This window comes from Streptomyces tendae (assembly GCF_014650435.1).
GTDB lineage: Bacteria > Actinomycetota > Actinomycetes > Streptomycetales > Streptomycetaceae > Streptomyces > Streptomyces tendae.
Window position 1 is genome coordinate 380,291 of sequence record NZ_BMUY01000003.1, and the last position, 15,849, is coordinate 396,139.

Sequence of the window (15,849 nt, forward strand, 5' to 3'; positions counted from 1 at the left end):
ACCGGGCTTGCCGGTGATCGTCGCCCGCACGGTGATCCGAATCGGAATCGTTATCGCCGAGAGCGTGTTTGAGCAGGGCTTATCGACAAATCCACCCGTGTTCGCCCTCGGGCGCGTGCCTGGACGGGCCTCTGTGTCATCCCACCGGGACCGGCTCCGGCCGCTGTTCGGGGGTGGCGGGAGCGGTCGGCGGCGCCACCGACTCGCCCGCCCGCTCCCCCACGGGCTCACCGCTCGATTCCCCGGGCGACTCCCCGGGTGATTGACCTGCCGGCACTTCCCAGTTGGGTTCCGGCTGGGGCGGGGAGGTCGACGCCTCCGCCCTGCCGGTGCGTCGGAACGCCGCCGTGCCGCGGGCGAGATCGTGACCGATCGCCACCGCGTCGATGTCGGCCGAGGTCCGGCTCTGCCCCTCGCGCACATCGGCGCGCACCTTCAGCCTGCCCTGCACGACGACGGGGTCGCCCACCCCCAGTGAGCCCGAGGCGTTGGTGGCGAGCTGCCGGTTGGCCCACACGGTGAAGAAGTTGGTGTGCCCGTCCGTCCAGGCGCTCTTCTCGCGGTCCCAGTAGCGCGCGGTGACCGCGAGCCGGAAGCGCAGCGACCCTCCGTTCGCCAGTTGCCGGAAGACGGGCTGGGTGGCGACGTTGCCCACCGCACAGATCATCGTCTCGTTCATCACGAGTCCTCCCTCCCGCACGGGTCTGTCCCGTACGGCGGCCGGGGCGACCGCGTCCGTCGCGATCGCCGTGGAGGCCAGATTGCCCGCCGCCCGGCCGGTCCGCCCGGGGCTGTGGACCGGCCCGGCGCCTGTGGAGAACTCCGCCACCCGCAGGGGTGGTCGCCGTGGGTGCGGCCGCTACCTCGTCGCCGTCCCCACTCCCGCCCCCGCCCCGGTGACCCGCGCGTACTGCTCCCGCACCTCGCGGTAGCGCAGCAGCTCCGCCGCCAGCGGATCCAGCACCCTGGCCCGGCCGCACCCCGCGGCCGCCTCCCGCAACAGGCGTTCCGCCTCGTGGCCGTAGCGCCGGGCGGGGCCGCGGGCCGCCAGGCGGCAGCTCCACTCGATGAGGGGGCCGCCGACGATGCCGGCCAGCATCAGCAGGACCGGTACGCCCAGGTTCGGCGGCACGATGCCGATGATCTGGCCGAGCAGCCACAGGCCGCCCACCACCTGGAGCAGGGTCATGGTCGCCTGGGAGAGGACGGCCACCGGCCACCACCCCGGCCGCGGCGGACGTCCCGGCGGCAGCCCCGCGCGCACCGCCAGTTCGTCGAGGGCCTCGGGCAGTCCCCGGGCGCCGCGGACGGCCGCCTCCCGCATCGCCTGCGCCCACGGCGCGGGCAGTCCGGCCGACGCCCGGTCCGAGACCGTACGCACCGCCTGTTCGACGCGCTGCCGGGCCGTGGCCTCCTCGTCCGACTGGGAGCGCGTGGACAGCCGTCCCGTGACGGGGTCGCGCCGGTCGTGGTACCAGCGCCACAGCCGCAGCCAGGGGGTACCGCACGCGCGGTTGGCGTTGCGCAGCCAGGCACGTTCGGCCGCATCGCCCGCCGCGGTGGCGCCCACCGCGTCGGCCAGCCGGTCCGCGAACTCCTCCCGCGCCTCCTCGCTGAGCCCGGTGCGCCGCCCCGTGACGTACACGGGCCGCAGGTGCCGGGCGGCGGCGTCCACATCGGCCGCGATACGGCGGGCCGGAGCCTGCCGTTCGGCGACGAACTGGCCCAGGGTCTCGCGCAGTTCGCCGACGCCCTCCCCGGTGAGCGCGGACAGGGCGAGCACGGTTGCGCCCGGTTCGCCGTACTCGCCCAGCGCGATGCCGTCCTCGTCGAGCAGGCGCCGCAGGTCGTCGAGGACCTGCTCGGCGGCCTCCCCGGGCAGCCGGTCGACCTGGTTGAGGACGACGAAGGTGACCTCCGCGTGGCCCGCCATCGGTCGCAGATAGCGCTCGTGGATCAGGGCGTCGGCGTACTTCTCCGGGTCGACGACCCAGATGACGGCGTCGACCAGGGCCAGGATGCGGTCCACCTGCTCGCGGTGCTGCACGGCCGCCGAGTCGTGGTCGGGCAGGTCGATCAGGACCAGCCCGCGCAGCGGCGACTCGGAGTCCGGGTGCTGGAGCGGACGGCGGCGCAGCCGGCCCGGGATGCCGAGCCGGTCGAGGAGGCTGGCGGCGCCGTCGCTCCAACTGCACGCGATGGGCGCGGCGGTGGTCGGCCGGCGGACGCCGGTCTCGGAGATCGTCACCCCGGCGAGGGTGTTGAACAGCTGCGACTTGCCGCTGCCGGTGGCGCCCGCGATGGCGACGACGGTGTGCTGTCCGGAGAGCCTGCGCCGCGCGGCGGCCTCGTCCAGGACCCGGCCCGCCTCGGCCAGGGTCCCGCTGTCGAGCCGGGTCCTGGAGAGCCCCACCAGTTCACGCAGTGCGTCCAGGCGCGACCTGAGGTTCCCGTCGTAGGCGAGCGGCATCAGGGCGGCCGAGGAGGAGGGCCTGCTCGGCAGGACGGCGAACTGCTCGGCGCCGCCGTTCTCGTCCACCCGCCGTGCGATCAGCCCGTCACCCCAGGCGCCCTCCCCGTCCCCGGAACCGCCCACACCGCCCGCACCGCCCGCACCGCCCGCACCGGCCGAGCCGCCCACACCGGCCGCACCGCCCGACCCGCCGGTCGGGCCCTCCGTACCGTCCTCGCGGGGGTGCGCCCCGGTGGCCTCGTCCCGCACGCGCGCGCGGGAACCGCCCGAGCCCTCGCTCCCCCGCCCCCGCGGACGCCTCCCGCGCCCCGCGTCCTCGGCCACATCCGGCTCTCCCGCCGCACCGTCACCCGCGATGCGCTCACGGGCCGCGTACTCACGGGCGCCGCGCTCACGGGTGGTTGCCTGCTCGGCAGGGTCCTCCCCGCCTCGGCCGTCCCGCGGGACCGGCGCGTCGGCCGCCCGATCCCCCCGATCCGCGCGATCCATGCGGCCCGCGCGATCCATGCGGCCCGTGCGGCCCGTGCCATCGGCGGGGTCCATGTGATCCGTGGGATCCGTGTGATCCGCGCCGTCGGTGCGGTTCGTGCGCTCCGTCCCCTTCGTCGCAGCGTCGGTGTGCTGGGTGTGCTCGGTGGGGTCCTGGTCAGTGACGGCGGTCACCGGTCACCTCTCCTTCTGCAGTACGGACAGCGCGGCGATGAGCTCTGCCTGTGGCTCGGGGTGCACCTCGAGACCGTCGAGCGGCGCCAGCCTGCGCTCGCGCTCGACGTGCATGACCCGGTCGACGTGTTCTTCGAGCAGCCGCCCGCCCCGGTCGCGCAGCCGCAGTGCGCCGTGGGCGCCGATCCGCTCGGCGAGCCGCTCCCCGGCCACACGCGCGCGCCGCCCGCCCAGCAGCACGGTGGCGACCAGGCCGGCCACCACCCCGGGGTCCGGTGCCAGGTTCCGGTCCAGCTCGCGCACCTCCTCCTCGGCGTACTCCTCCAGTTCGCGCCGCCAGCGCCGTACGGCCAGACCGATGCGGTGCTCGGCGCTCTCCGGCGCGGGGGCGTGGCCCGCGAGTTCGGGGGCGTCCGCCGCCGGTTCGTGGCGCCATGCCTCGTCGACCCGCTCGTCGGCAGCCGTGACGGCGCACAGCAGCAGGGCGCTCAGGCTCTCCACCAGCGAGTCGAGGAGCTCTTCCGGGGAGCAGTCGAGGGGGAAGGCCCGCCAGCGCTTCAGCGCGTCCCCGGCGAGCACCGCGCCCGCCTGCAACCGCCCCCGCACGCGCGCGTGCTCACCGTCGTAGGCGCCGTCGACGGCGGCGGTGAGCCGCAGCGCGGCGGCGTACTGCGCGGCGGTGGCGCCGGCCAGCTCGGGCATCCGGGACTTGAGCGAGTCCAGGATGCCGTGCGCCGTACGGGCCATGGCGTGGTGCCGGGCGTCGAGTTCCTGGGCCCGGTGGACGAGCCAGGACCGCAGCGGCGCCACGGCGCTGGCCGGCAGCAGGCCGCCGCCCCAGGCCGACTCGGGCAGTTCGGGGACCGTGAAGCGGGGGACGTCGCCGAGCCCGGCCTTGGTGAGCAGCGCCCCGTACTGCCGCGACACCTCGGACACCACCTGGTGGGGCACCCGGTCGAGCACGGTGACCAGGGTGGCGTCGTACTCCTTGGCGGTGCGCAGCAGGTGCCAGGGAACCGCGTCGGCGTACCGCGCGGCCGTGGTGACCATCACCCAGATGTCGGCGGCGCAGATCAGTTCGGCCGCCAGGACGCGGTTGTCGGCGACGAGGGAGTCGACGTCGGGCGCGTCGAGGAGGGCGATGCCGGGCGGCAGGGTGTCGGCGGTCTCGACCCGCAGCACGCGCGCGGGGTTCTCGCCGGGCAGCAGCAGGTCGTCGTCGGGGTCCCGGTGGGGCACCCACACGCGCGTGAGGTCGGGCAGCACCCGCATGCCGCTGAACCAGTGGTGGTCCTCCGGGTGGCACACCAGGACCGGCGTGCGGGTCGTGGGCCGCAGCACACCCGCCTCGCTGACCCGGCGTCCCACCAGGGAGTTGACCAGCGTGGACTTCCCGGCGCCGGTGGATCCGCCCACCACGGCGAGCAACGGCGCCTCGGGATCCTTCAGGCGGGGCACCAGGTAGTCGTCGAGCTGGGCGAGCAGTTCGTCGCGGTTGGCACGCGCGCGTGGGGCCCCCGCCAGGGGCAGCGGGAAGCGTGCGGCCGCGACACGGTCGCGCAGGGCGGAGAGTGCGTCGAGCAGCTGAGGCCGTACGTCCAAGGTCACCACATGTGAAGAATGCCCAATTTTGAGGGAATTCTGAAGCATATGAGCATGATGAGCATGTCTGCGCGCCGATCGGACACTCCGGGCGGAAGGGACTACTGGGACGCGAGGACAGTCCAGGCATAACGAGTGGACAACACCCGATGCGCGGGGCGCCAAAAACGATGCACGATTCGTAACTGCCTGCGATTATCGGGATCGCTTCACCGAACCTCCACATCGAGCCACGGAGGGGAAGCATCCGGGACATGGAGCCGGGAGCCCTATCCTTGTCCCCGGCGAGGTCACGGACCGGCACCCACAGCCGGGCACCACGACCGAGGCCCCACACCAGGCCCCCGTAGCTCAGTGGATAGAGCAGGCGCCTTCTAAGCGCTTGGCCGCAGGTTCGAGTCCTGCCGGGGGCGCTCCCTCATGGGTTGACGCCGGTTGATGGCTTGATCAACGGTCCGAGCGACCACGACGGCCGGTTCCCCGGTCCGGGTGTGACACGATCGGCCCCTGGTCGTGGCGCCCGCGGGGACGCCACTGCTCGCGAGTGGGAGGTACTGGACGACGTGGGCGACGTGCGACTGCGCTGCGCGGTACTCGACGACTTCCAGCAGGTGGCGACCGAGATCGCGGACTGGTCCCCGGTCGCGGACGACGTGGACGTCGTGTCCTACGCCACCCACTTCCCGGACGAGGACTCCCTGGCCGCGGCGCTCTCGGACGCCGACATCGTGGTCACCCTGCGCGAACGCGTGCCGTTCCCCGGCTCGTTGCTCGCCCGGCTGCCCCGGCTGAAGCTGCTCGTCGCCTCCGGCATGCGCAACAGCGTGATCGATTACGCCGCCGCCGAGGCGCGCGGCATAACCGTCTGCGGTACGGCCTCCTCCTCCACCCCGCCCGTCGAGCTGACCTGGGCCCTGCTGCTGGGCCTGGCCCGCGGCATCGTCCAGGAGGGCAACGGACTGCGCGCGGGCGGCCCCTGGCAGCAGACGGTGGGTGCGGACCTGCACGGCCGTCGGCTCGGCCTGCTGGGCCTGGGGAAGATCGGCGGACGGGTGGCACAGGTCGGCCTGGCCTTCGGCATGCGGGTGAGCGCCTGGAGCCAGAACCTCACCCGGGAGCGCACCGACGAGGTCGGCGTCGAGCTGGCCCGCTCCAAGGAAGAGCTCCTGAGCACCGCCGACTTCGTCTCCGTCCACCTGGCGCTGGGCGAGCGCACCCGCGGCCTGCTCGGCCCCGCCGAACTGGCCCTGCTCAAGCCGACCGCCTACCTGGTCAACACCTCGCGCGCGGCGATCGTCGACCAGGAGGCGCTGCTCGCCGCGCTGCACGAGGGCCGCATCGCCGGCGCGGGCGTGGACGTCTTCGACACCGAGCCGCTGCCCGCCGGCCACCCGATGCGCACCGCCCCGCGCCTGCTCGCGACACCCCACCTGGGCTATGTCTCGCGCGCCAACTACGCCACGTACTACGGCCAGGCCGTAGAGGCGATCACGGCCTACCTCGCGGGCTCGCCCGTACGGCGGCTGCCCGTGCCGGCGCCCGCGGCACCGAACCCGGGGTAGGACCGCTCAGGCGGAACCCGTCCGCGCGGAGTCCGCCGGGCGCGCGTAGATGCCGTCGCTCCGGCGCAGGTGACCGAAGTCCACCAGGTGGCGCCGGAGCGTCACATGGTCGACCTCGCCGTCCTCGCACCAGCCGCGCAGCTTCTCGTCGACGGTGCGTTCCGGGTACTCCACGCCGGGTACGAAGGTCTGCTCGGCGATGTGCCGCAGCACCACCTTCTTGCGCGTCCAGCGTGCGGGGAGACGCACCAGCCGGCCGTCCCTGACGAAGGTCCGCACGATCATGCCCTCCCGGCCGTCGTCCCCCGCCGCGTCGGCGTCCGGGGACGGCTGGAGCGGCTGGAGCGGCTCGGACGACCGGGGCGACTGGGACGGCTGGGACGGCTGGGACGACTCGGGATCCTCGACGGGCGAGTCGGATCGGTCATTCGGCATGCCGGGAGGCTAGTGGACACACCGGGGCGGACGAGAACGGTTTTTCCGGCCGCCCCGCCGCCTCCGCGGCCTCCCCTCCGCCTCCGCTGTCGTCTGCGCCGCCGTCCCCACCGCGATCTCCGCCCCGGGCGCTCAAAAAGGGTGATCCGCACATTCCCCCCGTGACCCGCCGCGACCGGGTGCGTTGAACCGGCAGTGCGGCGGCGCGTCCTGCCGCCGTGCTCCCCGAGTCAGAAGGAGAACGTGATGTCTCGCATCGCGAAGGCCGCCGGCGTCGCCCTCGGCGCCGGTGCCGTGGTGCTCAGCGGCACCGGCATGGCCATGGCGGACGCGGGCGCGGAGGGCGCGGCCATCGGCTCGCCCGGTGTCCTGTCCGGCAACGTCGTCCAGGTCCCGGTGCACGTGCCGGTCAACGTCTGCGGCAACACCATCGACGTGATCGGCCTGCTGAACCCGGCCTTCGGCAACGCCTGCGAAAACGGCGACGACGACGACAAGAGCGGCGGCTACGGCGGCTGAGTCCCCCAGGCACCGAGGAGCCCCGGCCTTCCCGGCCGGGGCTCCTGCCGTGCTCCTCCCGTGCTCCAGCCGCACTCCGGCCCGCGCGGACGCGCTCAGGCGTACCGGTAGATCCGGCCGACGTCCTCCAGCTCGTCCGGCGTCACGTCCCACGGCGGCAGCTTCTCGTGCCGGGCGACGACCCGCCCGCGCTGCGCGCTGCCCCGGCCGGGCGGCTCGGCGGGCAGGTAGCGGGCGCCGCGGTGACGGGCCTGCCAGCGCGACCACTGCAGGTCGACGAAGGCGTGGTGCAGCCAGAACACCGGGTCGTTGACGGAGGCACCGCCGACCATGGCTCCGCCGACCCAGCGGTGCACGCGGTTGTGGTTGCGCCAGGAGACGCTGCCCCGGCCGGCCCCCCACCCCTCCAGCTTGTTGCGGAAGCCCTTGCGGACCGTGGAGTCGTAGGGCGAGACGTCGTACGTCGAATCGTCCAGCGCCCACTCCAGGTCGCTCTTCGAGGGCAGGTCGAGGGGGTCGCCCGCGCGTCCGAGGTCCCGGGTGAGGTACTCCGTGTCGGTGACGTTCACCTTGATGGTCCAGTTGCCCTCGGCGTGGGCGAAGGGCCCGGTGGTGACCCGGTGGTCGGACCGCCGTCCGGTGCCGCCCAGGAGGTCCCCGGTCCAGGGCGTGGACTTGGCGCCGCGGTCCTTCGTCCAGTCCCAGTACGGCACGGTGACCGAAGAGTCGACCCGGCGCAGCGCCTCCTCCAGGTCCAGCAGGAACCGGCGGTGCCAGGGCAGGAAGGACGGCGCCATGTGCGCCGTACGCAGTCCGTCCTCGCCGTCGGAGACGTAGTACTCGATGTGGGTGCGCACGAACTCGTCGTACTCGCCGCGTCGTTTGACCTCCAGCAGCGCGTTCACGAACCGTCGCTTCTCGGTGCGGGTCAGCGTGCTGACGTCCTTACGCGTGTACGCCATGCCGCCCCCCGGAGTGCTGGTCGTGGCCGGTGGACGGGGTGTCGCGCAGGTGCTCGCCGGGGCCGAGTTCGTCGACCGCGCCGCGCGCCGCGGCGAGCGGGGTGGGGTACGACCGGTAGTGGTCGACCATGCTCAGCCAGCTGCCGTCGGCCCGGCGCATCAGGTGCAGCGGACGGCCGTCCACGGTGACCTGCCAGGTCCCGGCGCCCACCGCCCGGCCCGCGGCGGAGCGGATGCCGCGGATGCGCCGACCGCGGTAGGTCTCGTCGAAGGCGGTGCTCTCGGCCCCGTAGGAGGACTCGGCGGCGTGCGGCCCGGGGTGGGCGGCTCGCGGTCCGGTCGTGGCGGCCTGCGCGGCCCCGGAGGGCCGCGAGGCGGCGATCAGGGGCGCCAGGCCGACGGCGAGAGCCGGAGCGAGCAGCCCCCGCATCACCTGCCGCCGGGTGCCGGACGACGGCCCGCCTCTCGCCGTGTCCCCCGCCGCGTACTCCCTCTCCCGCTCCGCGCCTCTCTCCGTCGCGCCGTTCGCCGCCGCGCCCGTGTTGCCGGCCATGGCTCACTCCTCGTCCGGTTCCGTTGGTCCGCACCGCTAACGGGACGGCGGGCCCCGCGGTCACCGCACGCAGGGCCAGTCGGAGCAGGGCCGCCCGGTCGGACGAGGCCGCCGCGGAGCGGTTACAGGCCCGGTCCGACGCCCAGGTCGGCCACCGGAACCGTCTGGACCACCGGGGCCAGCACACCGACCTCGGGAAGTTTGGGCGCGGGCAGGCCGAGGGCCTCGGGGTTCGGCGCGGTGAGCGGGGCGTCCAGGGACAGCCCGGGCGCCAGGGTGCGCAGCTCGGCGGCGGGGGCGTCGACACCGGCGTGGTCGAAGTCGTCGCCGAGGACGTGCGGCAGCGGCTGGCGCACGTCGACGCCGGGCAGCCCGCCGCGCACCGGCAGCTGCGGCAGCGTCCGCTCCGGCAGCAGCCGTCCCTCGACGTACTGCGGTCCCTCCGGCGCGCCCGCCGTCGGCACGGGCAGCTCGCCGGCCACCTCGGGCAGTTCCATGCCGAGGGCCGTCTCCGCGCCGCCCAGCGGCACCGGCACGGGGACGGCGCGGGCCGCGGCGGCGGGGGTCGCGGCCACGCCCACGGCGGCGGCCACACCGGTGACGACGGCGGCCAGGGTTCGTCTGGTGGTCGGCTTCATGACAGGCACGGTCCCTTTCGAGAAGGCGGGCGTACGGCTTCGAGAAGGCGGGGGTACGGCTTCGGCAAGGCGGGGCTACGGCCGCGAGCGGGGGTGGCTCAGCCGCCCAGCGGCAGGCCGCCCAGCAGGCCGTTCGCGGAGTTCAGCTTCGTGGTCGCACCCTTCACGGTGTGCAGCACGGAGTCCTTGTTCTCGGTGTCCAGCGCGTCGGACCGCGCCTCGGACTGGTGCTTGATCGGCATGACGTCGATGGGCTCCGCGGTCAGCGCGTTCACGGCGCCGTTGAGGCTGGTGGGCGTGAGCGCGGCGGCGTCGGAGGCGTCGTAGGCGAACGCGGGCACGGCGGAGCCGGCGGCGACCAGGGAACCGGCGACGACGGCGGCGGCCTTGAGGGACTTCATCGTGTTCCTTTCTTCGGCGACCCGTGTCACCGGAGGTGTTGCTGACGCCCTCCCTAACGACCTGCGCCGGACCCGGAAACTCCGCCGTCCGGAAGACATATGAGATCTCCGGACACGAAACAGGACACGAGACCGGGCCATGAAACCGGGCAGGAGACCGGGCATGAAACCGGGCACGAGACCGGAACACGAAAAGGGGCCGCCGCGCCTCCGGAAGGGGAGAGCGCGACGGCCCGGGGGCCTGCTCGGCGTCAGGAGGGGTCCGCAGGCGCGGCGACCTCGGGCGTGGCGGCCTCCGGCGTGGTGGCCTCGGGCGCGGTCGGGACGCCGGGCAGCCCGGCGAGGTCCGCGGCGGGCAGGCCGTTGCCGACCATGGTGGCGGCGACGACGTTGACGATGCCGGTCATCAGGTCCTTGACGGCCGGGCTCACCTGTTCGGCGGTGCCGGAGGTGGTGGCCTTGACCAGGGCGTCGACCTGCTTCTGCAGGGCGGCGTTCGCGGCCGCGGTCAGGTCGGACGCCGCCGCCGTGCCCTCGTCGTCCTGGGCCGTGACGGGCGCCGGGAGCGTGACCGGGGTGTCGGCTCCGGTCTCCGGCGTGGTCACGACCGGCGGCTGGGCCGGGGTGCTGGTGCCGGGGGTGGTCGCCGCGTCGTCGGCGTCCGTGTCCACCGCTTCCGCCTTGGCGAGAGCGTCCTTGACGGCGGTGGAGAGCTTGTCGGCGTCCGTGGCGGAGAGCTGGCCGTTGTCGGCCTTGAGGACGGCGCTGAGCATGTCGGTGACGGGCGTGAGCACTCCGCCCAGGCCGGCCAGGCTGCCGACCTGGCTCTGCAGTTCCTCCGCGTCGGGGAGGGGTGCGTGGGACGCCGCGTGGGTGCGTTCCCGGACCGAGTCGCCGTCGGCCGCCATCACCGCCGGACCGGAGAGGCCGATCAGCAGGCCGGCGCAGAGAGCGGAGGTGGCGATTCGCCGTGCGGGCAGACGCATGGGGAGTTCCTTTCGGTGGTGCGTCGGATGTTGTGCCCACCGTGGAAGTGCCCTTGGCGCTCTGCAACGCAGGCGGCGACCCCGCGCGCCCGCCCGTCCTTCTCACCGGCGGCGTCTTACCTGGTGAGACACCCTGTCAAGGGCCGTGCGCCGTGTCGCCGCCCGGACCCCCCATTCGGGGCAGCACACCGCCGTCCGCGCGGCAACGCGAACCGGCCGCCCGCTCGCGGAGGAACCGCGGTACGGACGGCCGGTACGGAGAGTGGTGAGCCGACGTCAGTCGTTCTCGCACTCGTTGCCGAACGCCGGGTTCAGCAGACCGATGATGTCGATGGTGTTACCGCAGACGTTGACCGGGATGTGGACCGGGACCTGCACCACGTTGCCGGACAGGACGCCCGGGGAGTGGGCGGCGGCGGCCTGCGCGCCGCTGTCGGCGGCGGCGACACCGGCGGTGCCCGCCACCGCGGCGGCGGCGACGGAGGTCAGGGCCAGGCCCTTCGCGATACGCGACATGGAGAAGTGCTCCTTGGGGTTGTACACACATCCGGGCGGCTGCCCGGCGCAGTGTCAACGCGTGGCGCGAGCGCGAGTTGTGCCGCCAAAGGGGTGATCTCGCGAAAGACCGGCGTTCACAAATCCAACACACTTACCCGGTTTCGACGTATTAGTACGGATAGCAGCTAGAGTCCCGCACCATTCGACCCATTCGACGCACCCGTATGCCGCGTCGCGGCCGGCGCCCCGCGGCCGGGCGCGTCCCCGCCCGTCCCGAGCAATCTCCGTGAGCGAGGAAACGCGCATGCACCTGCCACCGACCGGCTCGCGCCCACGGGTTCTGCACGTCACCCAACCGGCGGACGGCGGGGTCGCTCGGGTGGTGGCGGACCTGACCCGGGCTCAGCTCGACGCCGGACTGCGCGTCACGGTCGCCTGTCCCTCCGGAAGCCTCGCCGACCGGCTGCGTGTGCTGGGCGCCGACGTGCGGCACTGGCCGGCGACCCGTTCGCCGGGCCCGGCGCTGGTGCCGGAGGTACGGCGGCTGTGCCGCGTGATCGAGGACGTACGGCCCGACCTGGTGCACGCGCACAGCGCCAAGGCCGGTCTGGCCGGGCGGCTCGCCGTCCGGGGCCGGATCCCCACCGTGTTCCAGCCGCACGCCTGGTCGTTCGAGGCGGTCGGCGGGTCCGCCGCACGCCTCGCGCTGGGCTGGGAGCGGTGGTCGGGACGGTGGACGGCACGGACGGTGTGCGTGAGCGAGGCGGAGCGGCTGCGGGGGGTGCGGGCCGGGCTGCGCGGGCCCTGGTCGGTCGTCCCGAACGGCGTCGACCTCGCCCGCTTCCACACCGACGCGCCCGGGTACGGCCACGACGACCCGGCCGGTCCGCGCGTGCGGCACGGCGTCGCCGCGGACACCCCGCTGGTGGTCTGCGTGGGGCGGCTGTGCCGGCAGAAGGGACAGGACGTCCTGCTGGACGCCTGGCAGTCGGTCCTCGCGCGGGTGCCCGACGCCCGGCTGGTCCTGGTCGGCGACGGCCCGGGCCGTGCCCGGCTCGCGGCGCGGGCCCCGGCGTCCGTGCTGTTCACGGGGGCCGTCGGCGATGCCGCCGCCTGGTACCGGGCCGCCGACCTGGTCGTCCTGCCGTCGCGCTGGGAGGGCATGGCGCTGGCCCCGCTGGAGGCGATGGCCTGTGGGCGGCCGGTGGTGGTGACCGACGTGGACGGTGCCCGCGAGGGCCTGCCGTCCGCACTGGTACCGCACTGCCTGGTGCCGCCCGGGGATCCCGCGGCACTGGCCGACGCCACCGCCGCGCTGCTGCTCGACGCGCCGCTGCGCGCCTCGCTCGGCCGCCGGGGACGGGCACATGTGCGCTCCGCGCACGACGTACGGCACACGACCGCGGCGGTCACGGCCCTCTACAGCGACCTGCTCGACGGCTTCCCCTACGACGGCTTCCCCGGCGGCGACCTCCTTGGCGGCTTCCCCGACGACGTACGGCCCCCGGCCGCGGCGCACACCGGCAACGGTCACGGTCACGGTCACGACCACGGCAACCGCACCGTCGGCGGCCGGCATGACACCACCGCGCGCCCCACCGGCTACGGCACCGGCGACCCCATCGCCGACGGCCCACCCCACACCATCGCCACCCCCACCGGCCGCGGCACCGGCGACCGCACCGCCGACGGCGTCCGCGAGGGCGTCGGCCGCATCGGCGACAGGCCCGCGGCCGTGGGGCGGTCCGCCGTCGTGCCCATCGAGTGCAGGGAGTCCACCCACCCGTGACCGCGGAAAGCACCGTCCCCTCCCCCGCCGGTCCCTCGCGCGACCTCGGCTCCTCCCCCGTCTCGGTGCTGCCGCCGCGCGACGGCACCGCGGGCCCCCGGCTGCCCGCCCGGCGCCCGGCCCCGCGGCCGGACTCCCCGCTGCCGCTGCTCGTCGCCGACGGCACGGCGGCCCTGCCGGGCTCGCTGGTCCTCACCGGCACCCCGCACCAACCGCTGCTCGCGGTCCTGCTGGTGGCCGCCTCGCTGCTGCTGCGCCCCCGGCCGCACCCGGCCCGGCGGACCTCCGGCGCGCTGGACGACCTGCCCGCCCTGTGCGCCCGGGTAGGGGTGGTGTGGCTGGCGCTGGCGGCGCTCGTCGCGGCGTACGCTCCGCCGCACGCGCTGTCCGTGCACACCCTGTGCGCCGGTTTCCTGCTGCACGCGGTGACGGGCTGCGCCGGGCGGGGTGCCGTGCACCGCAGACACCGTACGGCGCTGCTGAACCGCCCCCGCGCCGCCCTCGTCGTCGGGCCCGCCGCGACCGCGCAGCGCGTGGCCTCGGCGCTGCTGCGCCACCCGCGCTGCGGGGTGCGCCCCGTCGGGATCGTCACCGACGACCCGGGCGGCGTCGCGGGCCTGCCCGTGCTGTCCACGGGCGAGGAGGTGCGGCGGGCGGTCGTGCAGAACGGCGTACGGGACGTCCTGGCCGTGGATCCCTCCGTACGGGTGGGGCAGGCGGCGCTGCTGCGGGCGCTGGCCGCGTCGGGGTGCGCGGTGTGGGAGCTGGACGCCGAGGCACCCGCGTACGCCGACGCTCCCGTCCGCCCGGGCGGTGACCGGATCGCCGGGTTCTCCTGCCGGCCGCTGGCACCGGCGGCGCGGCGACCGGGCGGCGCGGGCAAGCGGGTCCTGGACGTGACGGTGTCCGGGGCGCTTCTTCTGCTGCTGAGCCCCCTGCTGCTGGCCTGCGCGGCGGTGCTGCGGGTGATGGGCGGTCCCGGCGTGCTGTTCCGGCAGGAGCGCGTCGGGGAGGGCGGCCGGCCCTTCACGCTGCTGAAGTTCCGCACCCACCGCCCGGCCGACGAGCACGAGTCGGCGACCCGGTGGAGCGTGGCGGACGAACGCCGGATGCCGTGGTTCTGCCGCTTCCTGCGGCGCACCTCGCTGGACGAACTGCTCCAGCTCTGGAACGTCTTCCGGGGCGACATGAGCCTGGTCGGCCCGCGTCCGGAACGGCCGTACTTCGTGGCCCGGTTCAGCCAGGCCCACCCCGGCTACGCGGCCCGCCACCGGGTGCCCGCCGGGATCACGGGCCTCGCCCAGATCAACGGGCTGCGCGGTGACACGTCCATCGAGGACCGGGCCCGCTTCGACAACGCCTACATCGACGACTGGTCGCTGTGGCAGGACGTCTGCATCCTGCTGCGCACGGCCGCCGCGCTCGTGCGCCCCACAGGGAGCTGACCCGGGTGGCCCACGCCCTGACCGTCCGGCCGACGGCGCGCCTGCGGCGACTGCCGCCGGTGCTGGCCGTGGTCGCCGTCGTCGCACTGCTCGCGCTGCCCTTCGCCCCGGGCGACGGGGGCGGCGCGCACCCGGCCGACGCGGTGTCGGCCCTGGCGGTGCTGTACTGCGCGCTGCGGCTGGTGCGGGACCGGCTGCGTCCCCTGTCCCGTACCGCGGCCGTGGTGCTCGGGCTGCCCGTACTGGGCCTGGCCGTCGCCGCGGTGGGCGCCGTGTCGCCCGGGGCGGGGCTGGCCGGTCTCGGCCGCTACCTCCAGGTCTTCGTCCTGGTCCCGGCCGCCGTCCTGCTGCTCCTCCGCGACCGGGGCGACGTACGGCTGCTGACCTGGTCGATGGTGGGCCTGGCGCTGTGGCAGGGCGCGGTCGGGGTGCACCAGTACGTCACCGCGACCGGCGCCTCCTACCAGGGCGAGCCCATCCGGGCGGTGGGCACCTTCGGGCCGCAGGACGTGATGGGGATGGCGACCGTGGTCTCCCTGGGGCTGGTCTGCGCGGTGGGGCTGGCGCTGGGCCGGACGCCGGTGCGGCAGCGGCTGTTCGCCGCCGGGTGCGCGCTCGTCCTGCTGCTGCCGCTCGCCCTGTCGTTCAGCCGCGGGGCGTGGATCGCGACGGCGGTGACCTGCGCGGTGCAGCTGCTGCTCGCGGGGGTGCGCAGGGCGCTGGCGGTGGGGGCGGTCGTGGTCGCGGCGGCGGTGGTGCTGGTGGGCGGCTTCGGGGTCGGTACGGCGATGCTCCAGGAGCGGGTCGGCAGCATCACGGAGGTCACCGACGCCCCCGACCAGTCGGTGACCGACCGCTACACGATGTGGGCAGCGGCGGCCGGGATGTGGCGGGAGCGGCCGCTGACCGGCGTGGGGCTGAAGGGCTTTCCCGAACACCGCGACACGCACGCATCGTTGGCGCTTTCCTCCGGCAGCGAGACCGACGGCGCCGGGGCCGGGTACCGCAGGCAGCCGCTGCTTTCCCCGCACAACATGTACCTGCTGGTGCTGGCCGAGCAGGGGTTGATCGGGCTGTTCTGCCTCGCCGGGAGCTGGCTCGCGCTGCTCGTGCTGGGCCTGCGCGGGCTGCGTGCCGTCCGCCGGGAGCGGGGGGCGGTGCCGGACTGCGCGTTCGTCGCCTGCGGGCTGCTGGTGTGGCAGCTGACCGACTTCGCGTACGCCGACATCGGCGGCCCGTCGACGGTGCTGACGGCGGTGTGCTTCGGCCTGGCGGCCTGGTGGGCGCTCGGCTCCCGCGGGCAGGGGGTGGCGGGGCGGTGAC

The 15,849-nt window shown here is 74.8% G+C and carries 14 protein-coding genes, 1 tRNA gene and 1 pseudogene; 6 read left to right on the forward strand and 10 right to left on the reverse strand.

Going from position 1 to position 15,849, the window contains the following annotated elements; all coding sequences use genetic code 11:
- Nucleotides 1-136 precede the first annotated feature (136 nt).
- The 3 genes from IE258_RS10365 to IE258_RS10375 all read right to left on the reverse strand — a co-directional run bounded on the left by IE258_RS10365 (nucleotide 137) and on the right by IE258_RS10375 (nucleotide 4,747).
- Complete coding sequence (locus IE258_RS10365) at nucleotides 137-679, reverse strand: single-stranded DNA-binding protein (RefSeq protein ID WP_229892067.1); 543 nt, start codon at nucleotides 677-679, stop codon at nucleotides 137-139.
- A 180-nt stretch (nucleotides 680-859) separates the two neighbouring features.
- Entirely contained in the window at nucleotides 860-3,136 is a 2,277-nt protein-coding gene (locus IE258_RS10370) for a YfjP family GTPase (protein ID WP_189741923.1), read from the reverse strand.
- A 3-nt stretch (nucleotides 3,137-3,139) separates the two neighbouring features.
- Nucleotides 3,140-4,747, reverse strand: a complete 1,608-nt coding sequence (locus IE258_RS10375) for a dynamin family protein (RefSeq protein WP_189741926.1) — start codon at nucleotides 4,745-4,747, stop codon at nucleotides 3,140-3,142.
- Between the two features lie 331 nt (nucleotides 4,748-5,078).
- Between IE258_RS10375 and IE258_RS10380 the strand changes: the two genes are divergently transcribed.
- Together IE258_RS10380 and IE258_RS10385 are read left to right on the forward strand one after the other, a co-directional pair.
- Nucleotides 5,079-5,151 (forward strand) — tRNA-Arg (locus tag IE258_RS10380).
- Between the two features lie 159 nt (nucleotides 5,152-5,310).
- A complete protein-coding gene (locus IE258_RS10385) occupies nucleotides 5,311-6,300 on the forward strand; it encodes a D-2-hydroxyacid dehydrogenase family protein (protein WP_189742637.1) in 990 nt (329 codons plus the stop codon).
- 6 nt (nucleotides 6,301-6,306) lie between these two features.
- On the opposite strand, the pseudogene IE258_RS10390 reads toward IE258_RS10385, so the two are convergent.
- Nucleotides 6,307-6,612 (reverse strand): annotated as a pseudogene (locus IE258_RS10390) (DUF2087 domain-containing protein); the annotation flags it as partial.
- A gap of 369 nt (nucleotides 6,613-6,981) precedes the next feature.
- Here IE258_RS10390 and chpF point away from each other — a divergent pair.
- Entirely contained in the window at nucleotides 6,982-7,254 is a 273-nt protein-coding gene (gene chpF, locus IE258_RS10395) for a chaplin ChpF (protein ID WP_189741932.1), read from the forward strand.
- 95 nt (nucleotides 7,255-7,349) lie between these two features.
- On the opposite strand, the gene IE258_RS10400 is transcribed toward chpF, so the two are convergent.
- From IE258_RS10400 to chpG, 6 genes are all read right to left on the reverse strand, one after another.
- Nucleotides 7,350-8,216, reverse strand: a complete 867-nt coding sequence (locus tag IE258_RS10400; RefSeq protein ID WP_189741935.1) for a tyrosinase family protein — start codon at nucleotides 8,214-8,216, stop codon at nucleotides 7,350-7,352.
- On the reverse strand, nucleotides 8,200-8,769 hold the full coding sequence (locus IE258_RS10405; protein WP_189741938.1) for a tyrosinase family oxidase copper chaperone: 570 nt from the start codon (nucleotides 8,767-8,769) through the stop codon (nucleotides 8,200-8,202). Before IE258_RS10405 ends, IE258_RS10400 begins: the two co-directional genes overlap by 17 nt.
- 122 nt (nucleotides 8,770-8,891) lie before the next feature.
- A complete protein-coding gene (locus IE258_RS10410) occupies nucleotides 8,892-9,407 on the reverse strand; it encodes a hypothetical protein (protein WP_189741941.1) in 516 nt (171 codons plus the stop codon).
- A gap of 98 nt (nucleotides 9,408-9,505) precedes the next feature.
- Nucleotides 9,506-9,808, reverse strand: coding sequence for a hypothetical protein (locus IE258_RS10415; protein ID WP_127896819.1), 303 nt, complete (start codon nucleotides 9,806-9,808; stop codon nucleotides 9,506-9,508).
- 251 nt (nucleotides 9,809-10,059) lie between these two features.
- Complete coding sequence (locus IE258_RS10420) at nucleotides 10,060-10,794, reverse strand: hypothetical protein (RefSeq protein ID WP_189741944.1); 735 nt, start codon at nucleotides 10,792-10,794, stop codon at nucleotides 10,060-10,062.
- Nucleotides 10,795-11,070: 276 nt separating this feature from the next.
- Nucleotides 11,071-11,310 (reverse strand): chaplin ChpG, encoded by a 240-nt coding sequence (gene chpG / locus IE258_RS10425; protein ID WP_030179666.1) that lies wholly within the window; start codon nucleotides 11,308-11,310, stop codon nucleotides 11,071-11,073.
- A 286-nt stretch (nucleotides 11,311-11,596) separates the two neighbouring features.
- Here chpG and IE258_RS10430 point away from each other — a divergent pair, with 286 nt between their 5' ends.
- From IE258_RS10430 to IE258_RS10440, 3 genes are read left to right on the forward strand one after another with little or no spacing between them, the layout of a single operon-like run.
- Nucleotides 11,597-13,081: a glycosyltransferase gene (locus IE258_RS10430; protein ID WP_373309739.1), complete on the forward strand. Its 1,485-nt coding sequence runs from the start codon at nucleotides 11,597-11,599 to the stop codon at nucleotides 13,079-13,081.
- Nucleotides 13,078-14,526, forward strand: a complete 1,449-nt coding sequence (locus IE258_RS10435; protein WP_189741954.1) for an exopolysaccharide biosynthesis polyprenyl glycosylphosphotransferase — start codon at nucleotides 13,078-13,080, stop codon at nucleotides 14,524-14,526. Before IE258_RS10430 ends, IE258_RS10435 begins: the two co-directional genes overlap by 4 nt.
- A gap of 5 nt (nucleotides 14,527-14,531) precedes the next feature.
- Entirely contained in the window at nucleotides 14,532-15,848 is a 1,317-nt protein-coding gene (locus IE258_RS10440; protein WP_189741957.1) for an O-antigen ligase family protein, read from the forward strand.
- Nucleotide 15,849 lies beyond the last annotated feature (1 nt).

Excerpts from the sequence above, each read along its gene's own strand:
- IE258_RS10430 (WP_373309739.1), top strand. The coding sequence starts at position 11,597 with ATGCACCTGCCACCGACCGGCTCGCGCCCACGGGTTCTGCACGTCACC.
- IE258_RS10400 (WP_189741935.1), bottom strand. The coding sequence starts at position 8,216 with ATGGCGTACACGCGTAAGGACGTCAGCACGCTGACCCGCACCGAGAAG.
- IE258_RS10365 (WP_229892067.1), bottom strand. The coding sequence starts at position 679 with ATGAACGAGACGATGATCTGTGCGGTGGGCAACGTCGCCACCCAGCCC.
- IE258_RS10405 (WP_189741938.1), bottom strand. The coding sequence starts at position 8,769 with ATGGCCGGCAACACGGGCGCGGCGGCGAACGGCGCGACGGAGAGAGGC.
- chpF (WP_189741932.1), top strand. The coding sequence starts at position 6,982 with ATGTCTCGCATCGCGAAGGCCGCCGGCGTCGCCCTCGGCGCCGGTGCC.
- IE258_RS10420 (WP_189741944.1), bottom strand. The coding sequence starts at position 10,794 with ATGCGTCTGCCCGCACGGCGAATCGCCACCTCCGCTCTCTGCGCCGGC.
- IE258_RS10415 (WP_127896819.1), bottom strand. The coding sequence starts at position 9,808 with ATGAAGTCCCTCAAGGCCGCCGCCGTCGTCGCCGGTTCCCTGGTCGCC.
- IE258_RS10410 (WP_189741941.1), bottom strand. The coding sequence starts at position 9,407 with ATGAAGCCGACCACCAGACGAACCCTGGCCGCCGTCGTCACCGGTGTG.
- chpG (WP_030179666.1), bottom strand. The coding sequence starts at position 11,310 with ATGTCGCGTATCGCGAAGGGCCTGGCCCTGACCTCCGTCGCCGCCGCC.